Here is a 14803-nt window from a genome sequence, read left to right as displayed (position 1 = left end):
GAACTCGGCCATAGCTCTCCTGCTTCTTGGTGGGACAGCTGTGGCCGGACCTTCCTCAGCCGCCTGATTCGATAACGGAAGCTTCATCACCTTGAATTAACCATCAGCGTGAAGGAGAATCTTCCTATGGCTGAGACTTCAATCGAATGGACCGACGCAACGTGGAATCCTGTGGCCGGCTGCACGATCCTGACCGCCGGCTGTAGGAACTGCTACGCGATGCGCATGGCGGCACGACTAGATGCCATGGGCATGAACAAGTACCAGGGTTTAACACGCAAGACGGGTGGTCGAGCGAAGTGGACCGGTAAGGTCATCACCGATCCGAAATCGCTGTCGATCCCCGCAACTTGGTCAAAACCACGCCGCGTCTTCGTGAATTCGATGTCCGATCTCTTTCATGTAGATGTGCCAGCCGATTTCATTCGGCAGGTATGGACTGTGATGGAAGAGACGCCGCGGCATACGTATCAGATTCTAACGAAGCGTCCGGAAGTCATGGCTAAGGTTCTAACACGGGGTGACTTTCCTGTTCTGCCGAATGTCTGGCTCGGAACCAGCGTTGAAGACCATCGAGTGCTGGATAGACTCGACGACCTTCGCCGAGTGCCAGCAGCAATCCGTTTTGTTTCTCTGGAGCCATTGATTGGATCTGTAGCCGGTGCCGATCTCGTCAATATTCATTGGGCGATTGTTGGCGGTGAAAGCGGGCCAGGGGCACGGTATATGGATCCTCGCTGGGTTGGCGAGATCGAAACAATGTGCCGACACGCGGGCACGGCATTCTTTTTCAAGCAGTGGGGAGGCAACAACAAGAAAGCCGCCGGCCGTATGCTCAACGGTCGTATCTACGATGAGATGCCGGCAGCTACCGCCTAGAAAAGGTTGCCTTGCCTCTGCTTGTTGGCAGCCACCTTCCAAAACGCTAGAGCGAGCTCATGCTTGGCGGCCAGCAGAAGCCAATATAGCGGCTGGTTGCCCGGCCCGGTTACTAGTTTGGGTTCCAAGGAGGGCCACACGCCTAGTCGTCCAACAAGCTCGGACCAATAACGCAGAATTGCCTGACGTGTTGCGCTGACGTTCCCCGCTTTGATGGTGTCACGCCAGCCAGGAATGAAGGCATCGAACACCGTTGAGTCGCCCGACGAATATTTGTCGAGGTTCCGCTGCAGGTCCATCTGGCTGACATGTACAAGCATGTCGACGTACCGAAGGCCTGACAGCGTCCTGATCATCTCAAAATTCAGTGTCTCCAGGTTGTATGGATCCAGGTACGCGAAGTTCAGGCTATGAGGGTTCACAACGCTGACGACCGTCTTGATGGTGGCCACAGCATTACCTGTGAAAGCTACGACTGGGGCGTTCAGCGCACGTAGCCGTTTCTCGCAAGCCTCAACCCGCTCGGCTTCGATGTCTCCGATATATACCGCAGAGAATGGCGTTTGGCCGTCTGCACTCTTCTTCCAGGCAGCAACAACTCCGCCATCGATGAACTCATTGGTGCCGCGAATCTTGCATCTGCCCGGTCCACAGAACGGATCAATCAGAGTTGCTCCGGCCTTTCCGTGATCGAGCCATTTCGATCGGACACCACGACTGATGTCGACATAACGACATAGATATTCGTGTTTGGTTTTGGCCCAGGCGCCGACCTCCTCTACAGGCGATCCATCGTCGCCTTGAATAAGTTGTCCCACCAGCACCCCCGTTTTGATCGATCCAACCATCTTTAGTGTCAATCGACAAGTGGCGAGCCAACCACATTCTCCGGAGGCGACCTCCTCTCCTATCGCTATATTACATAAAACCTTGCTAGCCGGGCCATCCTCGCGGCAGGATCGCCCTATGCCAGCTTCGCCAGCAGCTTCGTGAAGGTGGCGATCTCCTTGGCCGAGAGCGGCGCCAGTGTTTCCCTGGTGATCTCGTGGGCAAGCGGGATCAGCCGCTCGATCGCGTCGCGACCCTCGGCCGTCAGATTGACCAGCAGCCGCCTTTTGTCGACCTCATGCCGGGACAGCTCGACCAGGCCACGCGCCTTCAGCCGGTCGATGACGCCCTTCACCGTCGCGGCATCCATGGCGATCAACGTGCCAAGCTGGTTCTGCGAGGTCTCGCCGACATCGCGCAGCTTGGCCAGTGCGGCGAATTGCGGCGGCGTCAGATCGGCGATACGGGCGGCGAAGATCGAGACATGGCGCTGGTGCGCCTTGCGCAGGATGAAGCCGACCTGTTCCTGCAGGAGGTAGTCGTGATCGTCGGCCTCTTCGGTCTCGACCAGCTTGAGCAGGTTGTCCTCGCCGCTCACCGCAGCCCGTCCCAGGCTTTTATGTCATCCGCAGCGAGGCCACCCATGCGGTTGTGGATGCGCGGGCCACAGGTCATGGCGAGGCAGAACAGTATCTCGTCAGGACGCGGGCCGTCGCTGATGCCGACCTCCATGGCGTCGAAATGGCTGCGCACATAGGCGGCGTTGATGTGGCCGAGCGGTACGTCGAGCTTTGATCCGAAGGCGCCGACCTTTTTGGCCGAGGGCACGATCGCCTTGGCATCGCCCAGCCGCTCGCGCATCGCGTAACCGCCGGGTACATGCCACAACGCGCCGTGTTCCAGCTCGCCTGCGCTGCCGACAATGGCGCCCTTGCCGTAGCCGTCGATCTGTTTCACGTCGCCGCCGAGCGCCGCGATCAGCCGGTCGGCAAGAAGCAGGCCGAGCGGCTTCAGATCGTCCATGGCGCTCTGCAGCTCCTCGACATAGCGCCCGGCGAAAGGGTTCTTGACCACCGCCATGGCGGCGGCACGCCGGCGCGGCACGTCAGTGACAGGTCCACCGTCGTGAAAAATCTCTTCGCTCAGCACCGCGATCTTGCGGATCGGAAACTCAGGCATGGGCAACTTCCTCCGGTTCATGCTTGTTGGGCGGGCCGAGTGCAACGGAGCCACTGATGCGGGCCTCCCCGCCGAGAAACAGCGCCGATGCGGCAATCAGGCCGCGCCGGCGAAAATCTTCGGCGACGGCGAGGCCATTGTCCAGCGCCCGCGCCACCTCGCCAGAGGCGAGCGTGCCGACGCCTTGTGTCACCAGCCGTGCGCCAAGATCGCTGTCGGGCGACAGGTCGCTTGCGGGAGTGCGCCTGATGGCAGGATTGCCGGGCAGGTCGACGGCGTTGGCGATAAGCGTCGCCGCCGCATCTGCCTCGGCGCCGGTGCGCGCGAGCACGGTGACGGCATCGGCAATGCCAAGCGAGAAGGAGCGGCCACGCCAGCCGCTGGTTGCGACACCACGCACCCCATCTTGCGCGCGGATCGTGATCCGGTCGGCCATGCCGTTGCCGGTGCCGGCGACCGCCAAGTCAATCGACGTGGCCTTGTCGAGATGGAGGGCACTGTCGCCGCCATTGTTGACATAGGCGCGGTCCAGCTTGCGGCCGGCAAGCAGCGCGGCAAGCATTTCGTCGGCTACCGATCCGGCGACGGCGGCCATCGGCGTGATGAAGCATTCCGCCAGGGGCATGACGGCTGCTTCCATGCGGCGCGCCGTCGGGCCGGCGAAGGTTCGCGGCGCCAAGAAAAATGCCGGGAGGCGCAGTTCGGGAAGCTCCTCGACCAACTCGATCAGGATCGTCTGGAAGCGCGCGACGGCTTGGGCATAGGCGGCGCGACACTCGTCAGCCTCGCCAAAGGCCTCGACGATCAGGTCGATCGGCCCATGGTTGAGATGCAGCCGCTTGCCGTCCTGCAGCCAATGCGCTTGCGGGCCTTCCATCAGCCGGCCCCATCCGAGCCCGCGCGGCGCAACTGCACCAGCGGCGGCCATGGATTGCTGGCCGGGGCACCCGTGCCGCGCCGGGGATTGAGGTACTCGCCGCCCTTGGCGACAATATCCGCGACGCTGCGGATTTCGGTCTCGTAGCCGCCAAGCCTGACATAGTCGTCGCGGCGGAGCGTGAACTCGATCGGCGCCACGAGCGCCGGCGTCGGCACATAGCCGAAGGCGCCTGGCGGAACCCTGGTGACATCGACCATCAGCGTGATGCCGCCGCCCGGCCAGACGTAGACCGGCGCGCCGCCGACCGTCACATAGGTTTTCAGGCCCTGCACGGAACGGGTGAGATTGACCGGGTTTTCAGTGACGCCGGCACGCAGCGACCCGCCGGCGCCGCCGATGAACAGCACGGTGCACAAAGCCGGCTCGCAATTGTCCTCGATCAGGTTGACCGATTTTTGCAGCCGCTCCGGAAACGGTTTTTCGACCGGTTTCAAGTCGTCGTCGAGCTCGTAATAGGCGAACTGCTCGCCGGTGGTCGAAACCATCAGCAGCGACAGGCCCGGCCGCGCGCCCTTCTTGGCGTTCCATTCGCCGAGGATCGACAGCGGATCTGAAATGCTGGTGCCACCCCAGCCGAGGCCGGGCTCGGAGACCTTGAAATAGCGGCCCGGCGTCGAGCGGCGGCCGACGATCTTGATACCGGTATCCTGCCAGCCCAGCACCTTGCCGGCCTGGTGTTCGGAAACGACGCCGGTAATGTGGTCGTCGACCACCACCACCTCGTCGACCAGCCCGCGCCATTGCGTGGCGAACATGCCGATGGTGGCCGAACCGCAGCCGACGCGCATGCGATGTTCCTGCTTGCCGTCGATGACGGGCGGTTTGCCGGCTTCGACAATGACCGTTGCGCCGCCGTCGATGGTGAGTTCCACCGGTTTGCGGTTGCACAGGTTGAGCAGCGCGTCGCAGGTGGCGCGGCCTTCCGCCTTGGAGCCGCCGGTCAGATGATGCACGCCGCCCAGCGACAGCATCTGCGAGCCATATTCTCCCGTCGTGACATGGCCGATGGCTTCGCCCTCAGCCCGCACAACAGCTGTTTCGGGTCCGATATGACGGTCGGTATCGATCTTCACCTTGACGCCGCAATAGGAGAAGATGCCTTCGGTCACCACAGTGACGAGATCGACGCCTTCCACTTCCTGGCTGACGATGAAGGGAGCGGGCTTGTAGTCGGGATAGGTTGTGCCGGCGCCGATTGCCGTGACGAAGCGGCCGGTGTTGATGAGTTCGCCATCCCACTGCTCGCCCTCGGCGACAAAGGGCACCATGGCGGCCCCGGTCTCGGCCGCATGGTCGAGGATGGTCAGCGGGTCCATGCGCACGATGCGGCCCGCGATATTGCCATAGCGGTCGCAGGCGCCGGTGCGTCCGTCAGCGATGTAGCACATGACGGGACAGGCGTCGCAGCGGATCTTTTCCGCCACCAGCTTCTCGCCGGGATCATGGGTTTCGAAACGCTCGGCAAGCTCGCTCATGCGCGTGCCTCCTTCTCGCGGATGGCCGCCAGGATGCGGCTTGGCGTTGCCGGCACTTTGGTGACCAGCACGCCGGTGGCGTGACGAATGGCATTGAGGATCGCCGGCGCCGTGGGGATCAGCACGTGCTCGCCCAGGCCCTTGGCGCCGAACGGCCCTTCGGGATCGGGCACCTCGACAAGGATGGTCTCGATCGGCGGCACGTCGCCGATGGTCGGGATGAGATAGTCATGCAAATTCTCGGTGCGGCCGGGGATGTATTCTTCCATCAGCGCCATGCCGATGCCTTGCGCGATACCGCCCTCGATCTGGCCCTCGACCAGCAGCGGGTTGATCGCCTTGCCGACGTCATGCGCGGCGATGATCCTGATCAGCGTGACCGTGCCGAGCCTGAGGTCGACCTCAAGTTCGGCGATCTGCGCGCCATAGCCATAGACCGCATAGGGTTTGCCCTGGCCCTTGGCATCGAGCGGCAGCGTCGGCGGGTCGTATGTCTCCTCGGCGTGGAAGACGAAACCGTGCGCATCCACGTCGAGCGCGGCAACATCGATGCTTCGTGTCGCCTCGCCTTCGCGGATGACGATCGCCGGGCCATCCAGTTCAAGCGAAGCCTTGTCCGAGACATTGGCAAAGCGCAGGATCTTTTCGCGCAGGGCGCGTCCTGCCTTCTCGGCCGCCTTGCCGGTGACGAAGGTCTGGCGCGAGGCCGAGGTCTTGCCAGCATCGGGACTGATCGCCGTATCGGCGCTCTTCAGCCGGAATTTTTCCAGCGGCAGGCCGAGCGCGTCGGCGCAGATCTGCGTGATGACGGTGTTGGACCCTTGACCGATATCGACCGCGCCCTGGTGCAGGATGACCGCGCCGTCAGCCGCGATGCCGACCCGGATGGTCGACGGATTGGGCAGCGAGGTGTTGCCGCAGCCATACCAGCACGAAGCGACGCCGACGCCGCGTTTTCTGTCCAGGTTGGCGCTGTTGAAAGCGTCGGCATCGGCTGTCGCCCGCGCCCAATGCGGTCGCAACGCTTCGAGGCATTCGGCGATGCCAACTCCGGACTCCAGGACCTGGCCGGTAACCGTTTCGGATCCGTTCCGAAGGCAGTTCTTCAGCCGGAAATCGAGCCGATCGATACCGAGTTTGCCGGCGAGCTCGTCATAGAGCGTCTCTTGCATGATCGTCGCCTGCGGCACACCGAAGCCACGGAAGGCGCCGGCAATCGGCCCATTTGTGTGGATGGCGCGGCCCTCGGCGCGGTAATTCGGCGTGAAATAAGGACCGGAGGCATGCACCGGCACGCGGTTGGCGACCGTCGGCCCCCAGCTCGCATAGGCGCCGGTGTTGAAATCGCCTTCGAAGATCATACCGGTGACATGGCCCTCGGCATCCGCGCCGACGGAGGCCTTCATCCGCGCCGGATGGCGCTTGGTGGTCGACATCATGGATTCGTTGCGGGTGTAGGCGAGGGCCGCGGGCCGCCCGGTCTTCAGCGCGACAAGGCCGATCAGCGGCTGCAGGGAAACGTCGAGCTTGGAGCCAAAGCCACCGCCGGTCGCGGTCGGTACAATGCGCACTTTGTCGACGGCAAGGCCGAGCACTTTCGCCGTGTCGTCACGATCCATGTAAGGCGCCTGCGTACAGGCGACGACGACGAGCGTGTCGCCGTCGAGATATGCATAGCCGGCTTCCGGCTCGATATAGGCATGCTCGACATAGGAGGTGTCGATCGCATCGCTCGCGGTGAACGCCGCATCGGCAAGTGCCGACTCGGGATCGCCGCGTTCGACGAAGCCCTTGGTCAGCAAATTGGCCGGGCGGTTTTCATGGATCAACGCCGCACCTTCGGCCTGCGCATCGCCGGGCTGGAGAACATGCGGCAGTTCGATCCAGCGGACAGGGAAATCCGACAGATCGAGATCGAGGATCGCCTCGCGTTCGCCGGCGACCAGCGCGACAGCCTCGCCGCGAAGCCGGGCAAAGCCCTCGGCCAACGCCGGCTGGTCGGCGAACGGGCCGATAACGCCGAAACAGTTTTTTCCCGGGATATCGGCTGCCGTGAAAACGCCCGTGATACCGGGATGGCTGCTTGCCCAGCCATCGATGTCGCCGAAGGCGAAGCCGGCATGATGATGCGGCGAGCGGATCACCAGCACCGCAAGCGCATCGGCCGGAAAGGAATCGCCGCCGAATTTCTCGGCACCGGTCACCTTTGGCACACCGTCGAGCCTGACCGGCGACGCGCCGATGGCCTGGCCGGACCGAGGCAGACGGAAGTCCAGGCTCGCGGCCTGGAGGGAAGCCTCCATCACCGCGGTGATGATCTTGCGGTAGCCGGTGCAGCGGCAGAGGATGCCGCCCAACGCATCCTGCACCTCGGTCTCGGTCGGCCTGGGTTTCGTGTCCAGCAGCGCTGAAGCCGCGACCAGCAGCGCCGGCGTGCAGATGCCGCACTGCGCGGCGCCATGCGCCAGGAACGAGGCTTGCAGCGCCGACAGGCGCCCATTGGCGAGGCCCTCGACCGTCGTCACCATAGTGCCGGAAGCGGAGGCCGCCGACATCAGGCAGGCGCAGACGGGGTCGCCGTCGACCAGCACCGTGCAGGCGCCGCAGTCGCCGGCGTCGCAGCCGACCTTTGTGCCGGTCAGCCGCAATTCGTCACGCAGCACCGAGGACAGCCGGCGCAGCGGTGGCACGTTGACCGAGACGGCGGCGCCATTGACCGCGAAGGCGATATCGGCGCGTTCCATGCTCATGCGGCCACCTTGTCGTCCGTGAGCTTGCCCGCGGCCTCAAGGGCGGCGCGCGCAACGATCTCGCGCACCGCGTCGAGCCTGTATTCGGCGCTGCCACGCACATCGGCGATCGGCTGCAGCTCAGCCATCGGCGCCGACCGGACCGCGGCAACAAGCCCGGCGTCCAGGGGAAGCCCGAGCAGCGCCGCCTCGACACCGGCAAGCCGCCTCGCTACGGCGGAACACGAGCCGACGGCGACGGCCGCCTGCGCGACAGTGCCATTCTCGGCAACCAGACGCACCGCCACCATGGCAATGGAAATAACGAGATAGCGCCGCGCCCCGAGCTTGACGAAGGCCGATGTGCCGGCGGGTTTCGGCACGTGGATGGCCGTCAGCATCTCGCCAGGCCGCAAGGCCGTACGGCGGCTGCCGAGGATGAACGCCGACAAGGGCAGATGGCGCGTCGCCGTCGCCGAGCGCAGCTCGACCTCGGCATCAAGGACCAGCAGCCCCGGCACACCGTCGGCGGCCGGCGAGGCGTTGCAGAGATTGCCGGCGACCGAGGCGACGTTCTGGATTTGTGGTGAACCCACTTCCCGCGCGGCCTGTTTCAGCGCATCAAAGGCCGGCGGCAACGGATGGCGGATGATGTCGGTCCATGTCGTGCGCGCGCCGATGATCCAGTGGCTGCCGGTCTCGGCGATACCGCGCAGCGCTGTCAGGCCGTTGATGTCGAGGACATTGTCACGAAACGGTTTGCTGCCCTGCGCCGGATAGAAATCCGTACCGCCGGCAAGGATACGCCAAGCGCCCCCGCCAAGCAGCGCGAGCGCTTCGTCGACCGTGGTGGGTTTCGCGTAACGGATCACGCTTTCCTTCCCAATAAGGTGGGCCTTCCCAATAAGGTGGGGCTTCCCGATAAGGTGGGGCTTCCCGATAAAATGGGCTTTGCCCGAAACTGGCCCTCCCGAGGCGCTTGCCCAAGGAAAGTCTTTACCGGCTCCGACCGGTAAATTCATTCGTATGCAAATGATATCAAGACGGCGGAAATTGTCAAAGCCAGAGTTTGCGCCGGCATCCGTCCGGCTGGCATCGCCACGCATTTGTTATGCCGCTGGAGGTTGACGCGGGCCGCCATCTGGTCAAGTTTCTCCTCCAGTCGCGCCAGCGGCTTTTTCTTTCGCCGGGTGCCTCGTTCGGAGCCCGACCCCAGCCTGACAGGAAGGAAGCCCATGGCTGACGAAGCGCTCGTTGTCATCGACCTGCAGAACGACTTTTGCCCGGGCGGCGCGCTGGCCGTTGCCGGCGGCGACGAGATCGTGCCGCTGGTCAATGACATGATCCGGCGAACAGACCATGTCGTGCTGACACAGGACTGGCACCCCGCCGGCCATTCCAGCTTCGCCTCCAGCCATCCGGGGTCGCAGTCCTATTCGACGATCGAGATGCCCTATGGTCCGCAGACGCTGTGGCCGGACCATTGCATCCAGGGCAGTCTCGGCTCGGATTTCCATTCCGGACTTGCCTGGACCAAGGCCGAACTCCTCATCCGCAAAGGCTTTCGCTCCGCCATCGACAGCTATTCCGCCTTCTTCGAGAATGATCACGCGACGCCCACGGGGCTCGCCGGCTATCTGCGGGAGCGCGGCATCGACACACTGACCCTGGTCGGCCTGGCGACCGATTTCTGCGTCGCCTTCTCGGCGCTGGATGCGGTCAAACAAGGGTTTAGAACCACGGTCAGGCTCGATGCCTGCCGTGGCATCGATCTCAACGGATCCCTCGAGACAATGCTGGCGAAGATGCGCGATGCCGGCGTGACGCTCGAAGATCACACTTCGGGCTGACTCGTGGGGGGTAGAAGGGGATACTTGCCGATAGCGACCGGGGCGGGCGGCGCGATCATCGTCGCGATGCAGTTTCCAGCACAGGCCTTCGCGGCCGAAGAGCACGGCCTGCCTGGCGGCGCGATGTCGCTGTGGTGGGCCCTGCCATTTGCCGGGCTGCTGTTGTCGATAGCGACCGGTCCGCTGCTGTTCCACCATGTCTGGGAACACCACTACGGCAAGATCGCGGCCTTGTGGGCGGCGCTGGTTATCGTGCCGCTCGCGATTGCCTTCGGTGCTCCCGCGGCAACCGAGGCAGTGCTGCACGCGCTGCTGACGGAATACATGTCGTTCATTGTCCTGCTGTTTGCGCTCTACACGATTTCAGGCGGCATCCTGCTTGCCGGCAACATCCACGGCACACCGCTGGTCAATGCCGGGCTGCTGATCGTCGGGGCGCTGCTGGCCTCTGTGATCGGAACGACGGGCGCCTCGATGATCCTGATCAGGCCGATCCTGCGCGCCAACGACAACAGGCCTTTCAATGCCCATGTCGTCATCTTCTTCATTTTCCTGGTGTCCAACATTGGCGGTTCGCTGACGCCGCTCGGCGACCCCCCGCTGTTCGTCGGCTTCCTGCGCGGCGTCGATTTCTTCTGGACGACCACCAACCTCTACCGGGAGACGCTGTTCGTTGGCGTCGTCGTGCTGGCGGCGTTCCTGGCGATCGACCTCATCCTGCACCGGCGCGAGGCCGGCGCACCGAAGATCAAGGATCCGACACCCGATACGACGGTGCGCCTGCGCGGCCTGGCCAACCTCCCGCTGCTGGCCGGCGTGATCGGCGCCATCCTGCTGTCGGCGGCGTGGAAGCCGGGCGTGAGTTTTTCCGTGTTCGGCGTCGGTCTCGAACTGCAGAACCTGGTCCGCGACGCGATCATCCTCGCGCTGGCCCTGCTATCGCTTCCGCTCTCCTACAAGAGCCACCGAGAAGCGAACGGCTTCAACTGGGGTCCGATCGCGGAAGTGGCCAAACTGTTCGCCGGCATCTTCATCTGCATCGTCCCGGTCGTCGCCATTTTGAGGGCCGGCCACAACGGTGCGCTGGCGCCGCTGGTCGCGCTCGTCACCTCGGCGCAAGGCACGCCCAACGACCTCGCCTATTTCTGGCTGACCGGTGCATTGTCGTCCTTCCTCGACAATGCACCGACCTATCTGGTGTTTTTTGAGCTGGCGGGCGGCGATCCCCGCCACCTGATGACGGAGTTCGCCTCGACGCTTGCCGCGATCTCGGCCGGCGCCGTGTTCATGGGCGCCAACACCTATATCGGCAACGCACCCAACTTCATGGTCTATGCGATTGCCAGACATCGCGGCGTCAAGATGCCGGGCTTCTTTGGGTATATGCTGTGGTCCGGGCTGGTGCTGGTCCCGACCTTCTTGGTCGCGGGTTTTCTGTTTTTCGGTTGATCAACCCACGCCGACATAGCGCCGGACCGCCGAGGGGTCGACGCGCAGGGCCTCGACATCGACCGTCTCGCGGTTGCGGCCGTTTTCGATGAAGCAGACACGATCGGCGACCGACAGCACGGCATCGACCCGCTGTTCGACCAGGATGGTGGAGACATCCATCTCGCGCAGCTTCGACACCGTCTCGCGAATCCTGGCGATCATCGATGGCATCAACCCTTCGGTCGGTTCGTCGAGCAAAAGCACCTGCGGCTCAAGGCAAAGCGCGCGCGCCATGGCCAGCATCTGCTGCTCGCCGCCGGACAAGGTGCCCGAGCGCTGCCGTAGCCGCTGGCGCAGCAGCGGGAAGAGGTCGAGAACGTTCTCGCGCGTCGCCTTGCCCTTGCCGCGCGCCATCAGTCCGATCTCGATGTTTTCGGCCACCGTCATCTCGGCGAACAGCCGCCTGCCCTGCGGCACGTAGGCGACACCGGCCTTCGGCACTTCATGCGCCGGCAGGCCGGTCAATTCCTGCCCTGCGAGCCTGATCGAGCCGGCACGCGCGAGAACCAGGCCCATGATCGCCTTCAGCGTCGTCGTCTTGCCGGCGCCGTTGCGCCCGAACAGGCACAGCACCTCGCCCTTGTTCAGCACCAGGTCGAGCCCATAGAGCACCTGGACCGCGCCATAGAAGCAATCGAGCCCGGAAATCGTCAGCGCTTCGACCGTGCTCGCCTCCATCATGGCGCCGTTCCCAGATAGGCATCCTGAACCGCAGCGTTCTCGCGGATCGCCTCGGGCGTGCCCTCGGCCAGGATCCTGCCGGCGTTGAAGACGGTGATGCGATCGGCAAGCTGCATCACGACCGGCATGTTGTGCTCGATCAGCAGCACGGTGGCGTTCTTGGCGATGTTGCGCACGAGTTCGATGAAATTGTCGATCTCGCTGTCGGCCAGACCTTGCGTCGGCTCGTCGAGGATCAGCAGGCGCGGTTTCAGCGCCAGGCCCATCGCCACTTCGAGCAATCGTTGATGGCCGTACGACAATTGCCCGGCCGGCATATGGGCGCGGTCGGCCAGCCCTGTACGTTCAAGCGCAGAGATGACGCCGGCACGCAGCTCGCCCTTCGAGCGGCGATCGCTGAGCGTGAGCTGCACCGGCAGCGCGACATTGTCATAGACGCTGAGGTTGGCAAAAACGCTGGTGATCTGGAAGGTGTAGGCGATGCCCCGGCGGACCCTGGCATAGGTCGGCAGGCCGGTGATGTCGGCACCGTCGAAGACGATCGCTCCCGAAGACGGCTGGATGCGGCCGCTGATCAGACTGACGAAGGTTGTCTTGCCCGCCCCGTTGGGGCCGATGACGGCGCGGATCTCGCCCGGCATCAGGGTGAAATCGACATTGTCGACCGCATGCAGGCCGCCGAAGCTGCGCGACAGGCCCTTGGTGGTCAGCAGCGGCGTCATGGCAGCCATCCGAGCCAGCGCTGGCGGATGGTGCCGAGAATGCCTTTCGGGAAAAACAGCACCAGCAGAATGAGTGCCATGCCGACGATGAGCAGGTAGGCCGACGTGTAGCCGCTGGTGACGTCGATGACATAGTACATGAACAGCGTGCCGATCAGTGGTCCAAGCGTTGTGGCCGCACCGCCGAGCAGCACCCACAGCAGCGGCAGGATCGAATACTGTACCGAGGCGAAACTCGACCCGACATAGCCGAACAGCAGCGCGTAGGCGGCGCCGGACGCCGCGCAGATCGTGCCGGAGACGATAATGGCGGCAAGCTTGTTGGAGAAGGTGTCGTAGCCCAGCATCTTCGTGCGTTCCTCATTCTCCCGGATCGCGATCAGCACGCGACCGTATCTGGACCGGACGACGGCAAGCGTGATCAGCAGCACGAGCGAAAACAAGCCGAGCGCCGTCATGTAGCGTACGGTCGGGTTGGTGAGATCGAGCGAGGTGGCGCCGAGATTGAGAACACGTGCCGGCTGCGGCACGACCTGACCCTGATCGCCGCCGGTCCAGGTCGCGAAATAGAGGATGGCCAGATAAAACACCTGCGCGAACATCATGGTGACGATCATGAAGGCCACGCCCGTGGTGCGCAGCGCCAGGAGGCCGATCACCAGCGCCAACGCCGCGCCGCAGGCAATGCCGGCGAGGAACGCCAGCGGCACGCTCCAGCCGAGCTGGATGACGGCAAGGCCGGCGCCGTAAAGCCCGGCGCCAAAGAACATCGCGTGGCCGAGGCTGAGCAGGCCGACATAGCCGAACAGCATGTTGTAGCCCATGGCGAAGACCGCCAGCACCATGATGCGGGCGAGCAGGCCGTGATAATAGCCCGGCAAGAGGAAGCTCAGCATGAAGAGCATGGCAATCACGCCGAGATGCAGCGCATAGGCCTTTGCCGGCGAAGCTTCGCTCATCGCGATGTCGTCCCGAACAGGCCTTGCGGCCGGAACACCAGCACCATGGCGACCAGCAGCGTGGCGATGATCTTGGCCAGCGTCGGCGAGAAGAACATCGAGATGATGCCATCGGAGAGGCCGATCAGCACGGCGGCGACGACCGTGCCGCGCAACGAGCCGAGGCCGCCGATGATGACGACGATGAAAGACAAGAGCAGCGGATCCTGACCCATCAGGTAGTGCGCCTGGCTGATGGGCACGATCAGCACCGCAGCGATGGCCGCCAGCATGGCGCCGAGCGCGAAGACGCCGCCATAGACGCGGCCGACCGGGATGCCGAAGGCCTGCGCCGTCTCGCTGTCATACTGCGTGGCACGCATGACGAGGCCGATCGTGGTGCGCGTCAGCACCAGCCATGTCGCGATCAGCAGAAGAGCGGATGCGGCGATGATCGACAGCTTGTAGCCGGAATAGCCGAACCACGGCAGAAGGATGCGATAGCTGAACGGCGGCTCCACGGGCCGCGCTTCGGGGCCATAGAAGGTCAGCGCCAGCTGCTGGATGATGTAGAGCATGCCGATGGTGGCGACGATGGTGGCTTCCGGATTGTAGTTGAGCCGGCTCAGCACCAGCCGTTCGGCGACCAGCGCGATGGCGCCGACGATCAGCGGCGCGATCACCAGCGCCGCCAGGAAGCCAAGAGCCGGATGGCCGCCAATTGCCGATGTGATCGCCCAGGCAAGCACGGCGCCCAGCATGAAGAACTCGCCATGGGCGACGTTGACGACACGCATGACGCCGAACACCAGCGACAAGCCCAGGGCCGTCAACGCCAGCACGGCCGAGGTGACGAGGCCTTCAAGGGTTGCGAGGAGAAGGTGGGGTCCGAAGTGCATTTGTTATGCACCAACGGATGCGCGAGGCACCCCCCTCTGCCCTGCCGGGCATCTCCCCCGCAAGGGGGGAGATTGGATGTCCTCGCTGGTTTCGCCAATCATCAACGCGGGCAGATGGGCGCTGCCATACGAACTGCCGATCTCCCCCCTTGCGGGGGAGATGGCCGGCAGGCCAGAGGGGGGTGCCTTGGC

14 protein-coding genes are annotated in these 14803 nt (G+C 64.0%); 3 read left to right on the top strand and 11 right to left on the bottom strand.

Translation table 11 applies throughout. The features are described 5' to 3' along the window. Positions 1–126: 126 nt before the first annotated feature. The gene (locus LB524_RS08570) at positions 127–879 is read left to right on the top strand and encodes a DUF5131 family protein (RefSeq protein ID WP_015314454.1); all 753 of its coding nucleotides are present in this window, start codon (positions 127–129) and stop codon (positions 877–879) included. Here LB524_RS08570 and LB524_RS08565 read toward each other — a convergent pair. The 7 genes from LB524_RS08565 to LB524_RS08535 all read right to left on the bottom strand — a co-directional run bounded on the left by LB524_RS08565 (position 876) and on the right by LB524_RS08535 (position 8902). After that, on the bottom strand, positions 876–1727 hold the full coding sequence (locus LB524_RS08565; protein WP_015314455.1) for a three-Cys-motif partner protein TcmP: 852 nt from the start codon (positions 1725–1727) through the stop codon (positions 876–878). The genes LB524_RS08570 and LB524_RS08565 overlap by 4 nt on opposite strands. 116 nt (positions 1728–1843) lie before the next feature. Next, positions 1844–2305 carry a MarR family winged helix-turn-helix transcriptional regulator gene (locus tag LB524_RS08560; RefSeq protein WP_015314456.1) on the bottom strand — a complete coding sequence of 154 codons (462 nt, stop codon included), beginning with the start codon at positions 2303–2305 and terminating at the stop codon, positions 1844–1846. Then, on the bottom strand, positions 2302–2886 hold the full coding sequence (locus LB524_RS08555) for an amino acid synthesis family protein (protein ID WP_015314457.1): 585 nt from the start codon (positions 2884–2886) through the stop codon (positions 2302–2304). Before LB524_RS08555 ends, LB524_RS08560 begins: the two co-directional genes overlap by 4 nt. Next, positions 2879–3763, bottom strand: a complete 885-nt coding sequence (locus LB524_RS08550) for a UPF0280 family protein (protein WP_224525269.1) — start codon at positions 3761–3763, stop codon at positions 2879–2881. The genes LB524_RS08555 and LB524_RS08550 overlap by 8 nt, the downstream gene beginning before the upstream one ends. Further along, positions 3763–5301: a 6-hydroxynicotinate reductase gene (locus LB524_RS08545; RefSeq protein ID WP_224525266.1), complete on the bottom strand. Its 1539-nt coding sequence runs from the start codon at positions 5299–5301 to the stop codon at positions 3763–3765. The genes LB524_RS08550 and LB524_RS08545 overlap by 1 nt, the downstream gene beginning before the upstream one ends. Beyond that, the gene (locus tag LB524_RS08540; RefSeq protein ID WP_224525264.1) at positions 5298–8051 is read right to left on the bottom strand and encodes a molybdopterin-dependent oxidoreductase; all 2754 of its coding nucleotides are present in this window, start codon (positions 8049–8051) and stop codon (positions 5298–5300) included. Before LB524_RS08540 ends, LB524_RS08545 begins: the two co-directional genes overlap by 4 nt. Then, positions 8048–8902 (bottom strand): FAD binding domain-containing protein, encoded by an 855-nt coding sequence (locus LB524_RS08535; RefSeq protein ID WP_224525250.1) that lies wholly within the window; start codon positions 8900–8902, stop codon positions 8048–8050. The genes LB524_RS08540 and LB524_RS08535 overlap by 4 nt, the downstream gene beginning before the upstream one ends. A 363-nt stretch (positions 8903–9265) precedes the next feature. Between LB524_RS08535 and pncA the strand changes: the two genes are divergently transcribed. Both pncA and LB524_RS08525 read left to right on the top strand, forming a co-directional pair. Next, the gene (pncA, locus tag LB524_RS08530; RefSeq protein WP_224525247.1) at positions 9266–9880 is read left to right on the top strand and encodes a bifunctional nicotinamidase/pyrazinamidase; all 615 of its coding nucleotides are present in this window, start codon (positions 9266–9268) and stop codon (positions 9878–9880) included. A 66-nt stretch (positions 9881–9946) separates the two neighbouring features. Further along, positions 9947–11329 (top strand): sodium:proton antiporter, encoded by a 1383-nt coding sequence (locus tag LB524_RS08525; protein ID WP_224525465.1) that lies wholly within the window; start codon positions 9947–9949, stop codon positions 11327–11329. Here LB524_RS08525 and LB524_RS08520 read toward each other — a convergent pair whose 3' ends face one another. The 4 genes from LB524_RS08520 to LB524_RS08505 are packed head-to-tail and all read right to left on the bottom strand — an operon-like array spanning position 11330 to position 14611. Further along, positions 11330–12052 (bottom strand): ABC transporter ATP-binding protein, encoded by a 723-nt coding sequence (locus LB524_RS08520; protein WP_224525244.1) that lies wholly within the window; start codon positions 12050–12052, stop codon positions 11330–11332. It lies immediately after the preceding gene. Further along, positions 12049–12774, bottom strand: coding sequence for an ABC transporter ATP-binding protein (locus LB524_RS08515; protein WP_224525241.1), 726 nt, complete (start codon positions 12772–12774; stop codon positions 12049–12051). The genes LB524_RS08520 and LB524_RS08515 overlap by 4 nt, the downstream gene beginning before the upstream one ends. Beyond that, the gene (locus LB524_RS08510) at positions 12771–13733 is read right to left on the bottom strand and encodes a branched-chain amino acid ABC transporter permease (RefSeq protein WP_224525238.1); all 963 of its coding nucleotides are present in this window, start codon (positions 13731–13733) and stop codon (positions 12771–12773) included. The genes LB524_RS08515 and LB524_RS08510 overlap by 4 nt, the downstream gene beginning before the upstream one ends. Next, entirely contained in the window at positions 13730–14611 is an 882-nt protein-coding gene (locus LB524_RS08505; RefSeq protein ID WP_224525236.1) for a branched-chain amino acid ABC transporter permease, read from the bottom strand. Before LB524_RS08505 ends, LB524_RS08510 begins: the two co-directional genes overlap by 4 nt. Between the last annotated feature and the right edge of the window lie 192 nt (positions 14612–14803).

It is taken from the genome of Mesorhizobium sp. ESP6-5 (assembly GCF_020164695.1).
GTDB classification, from domain to species: Bacteria; Pseudomonadota; Alphaproteobacteria; order Rhizobiales; family Rhizobiaceae; genus Mesorhizobium; species Mesorhizobium australicum.
The sequence above is the reverse complement of the archived record's forward strand: the minus strand, read 5'-3'. Positions and strand labels throughout refer to the sequence as shown.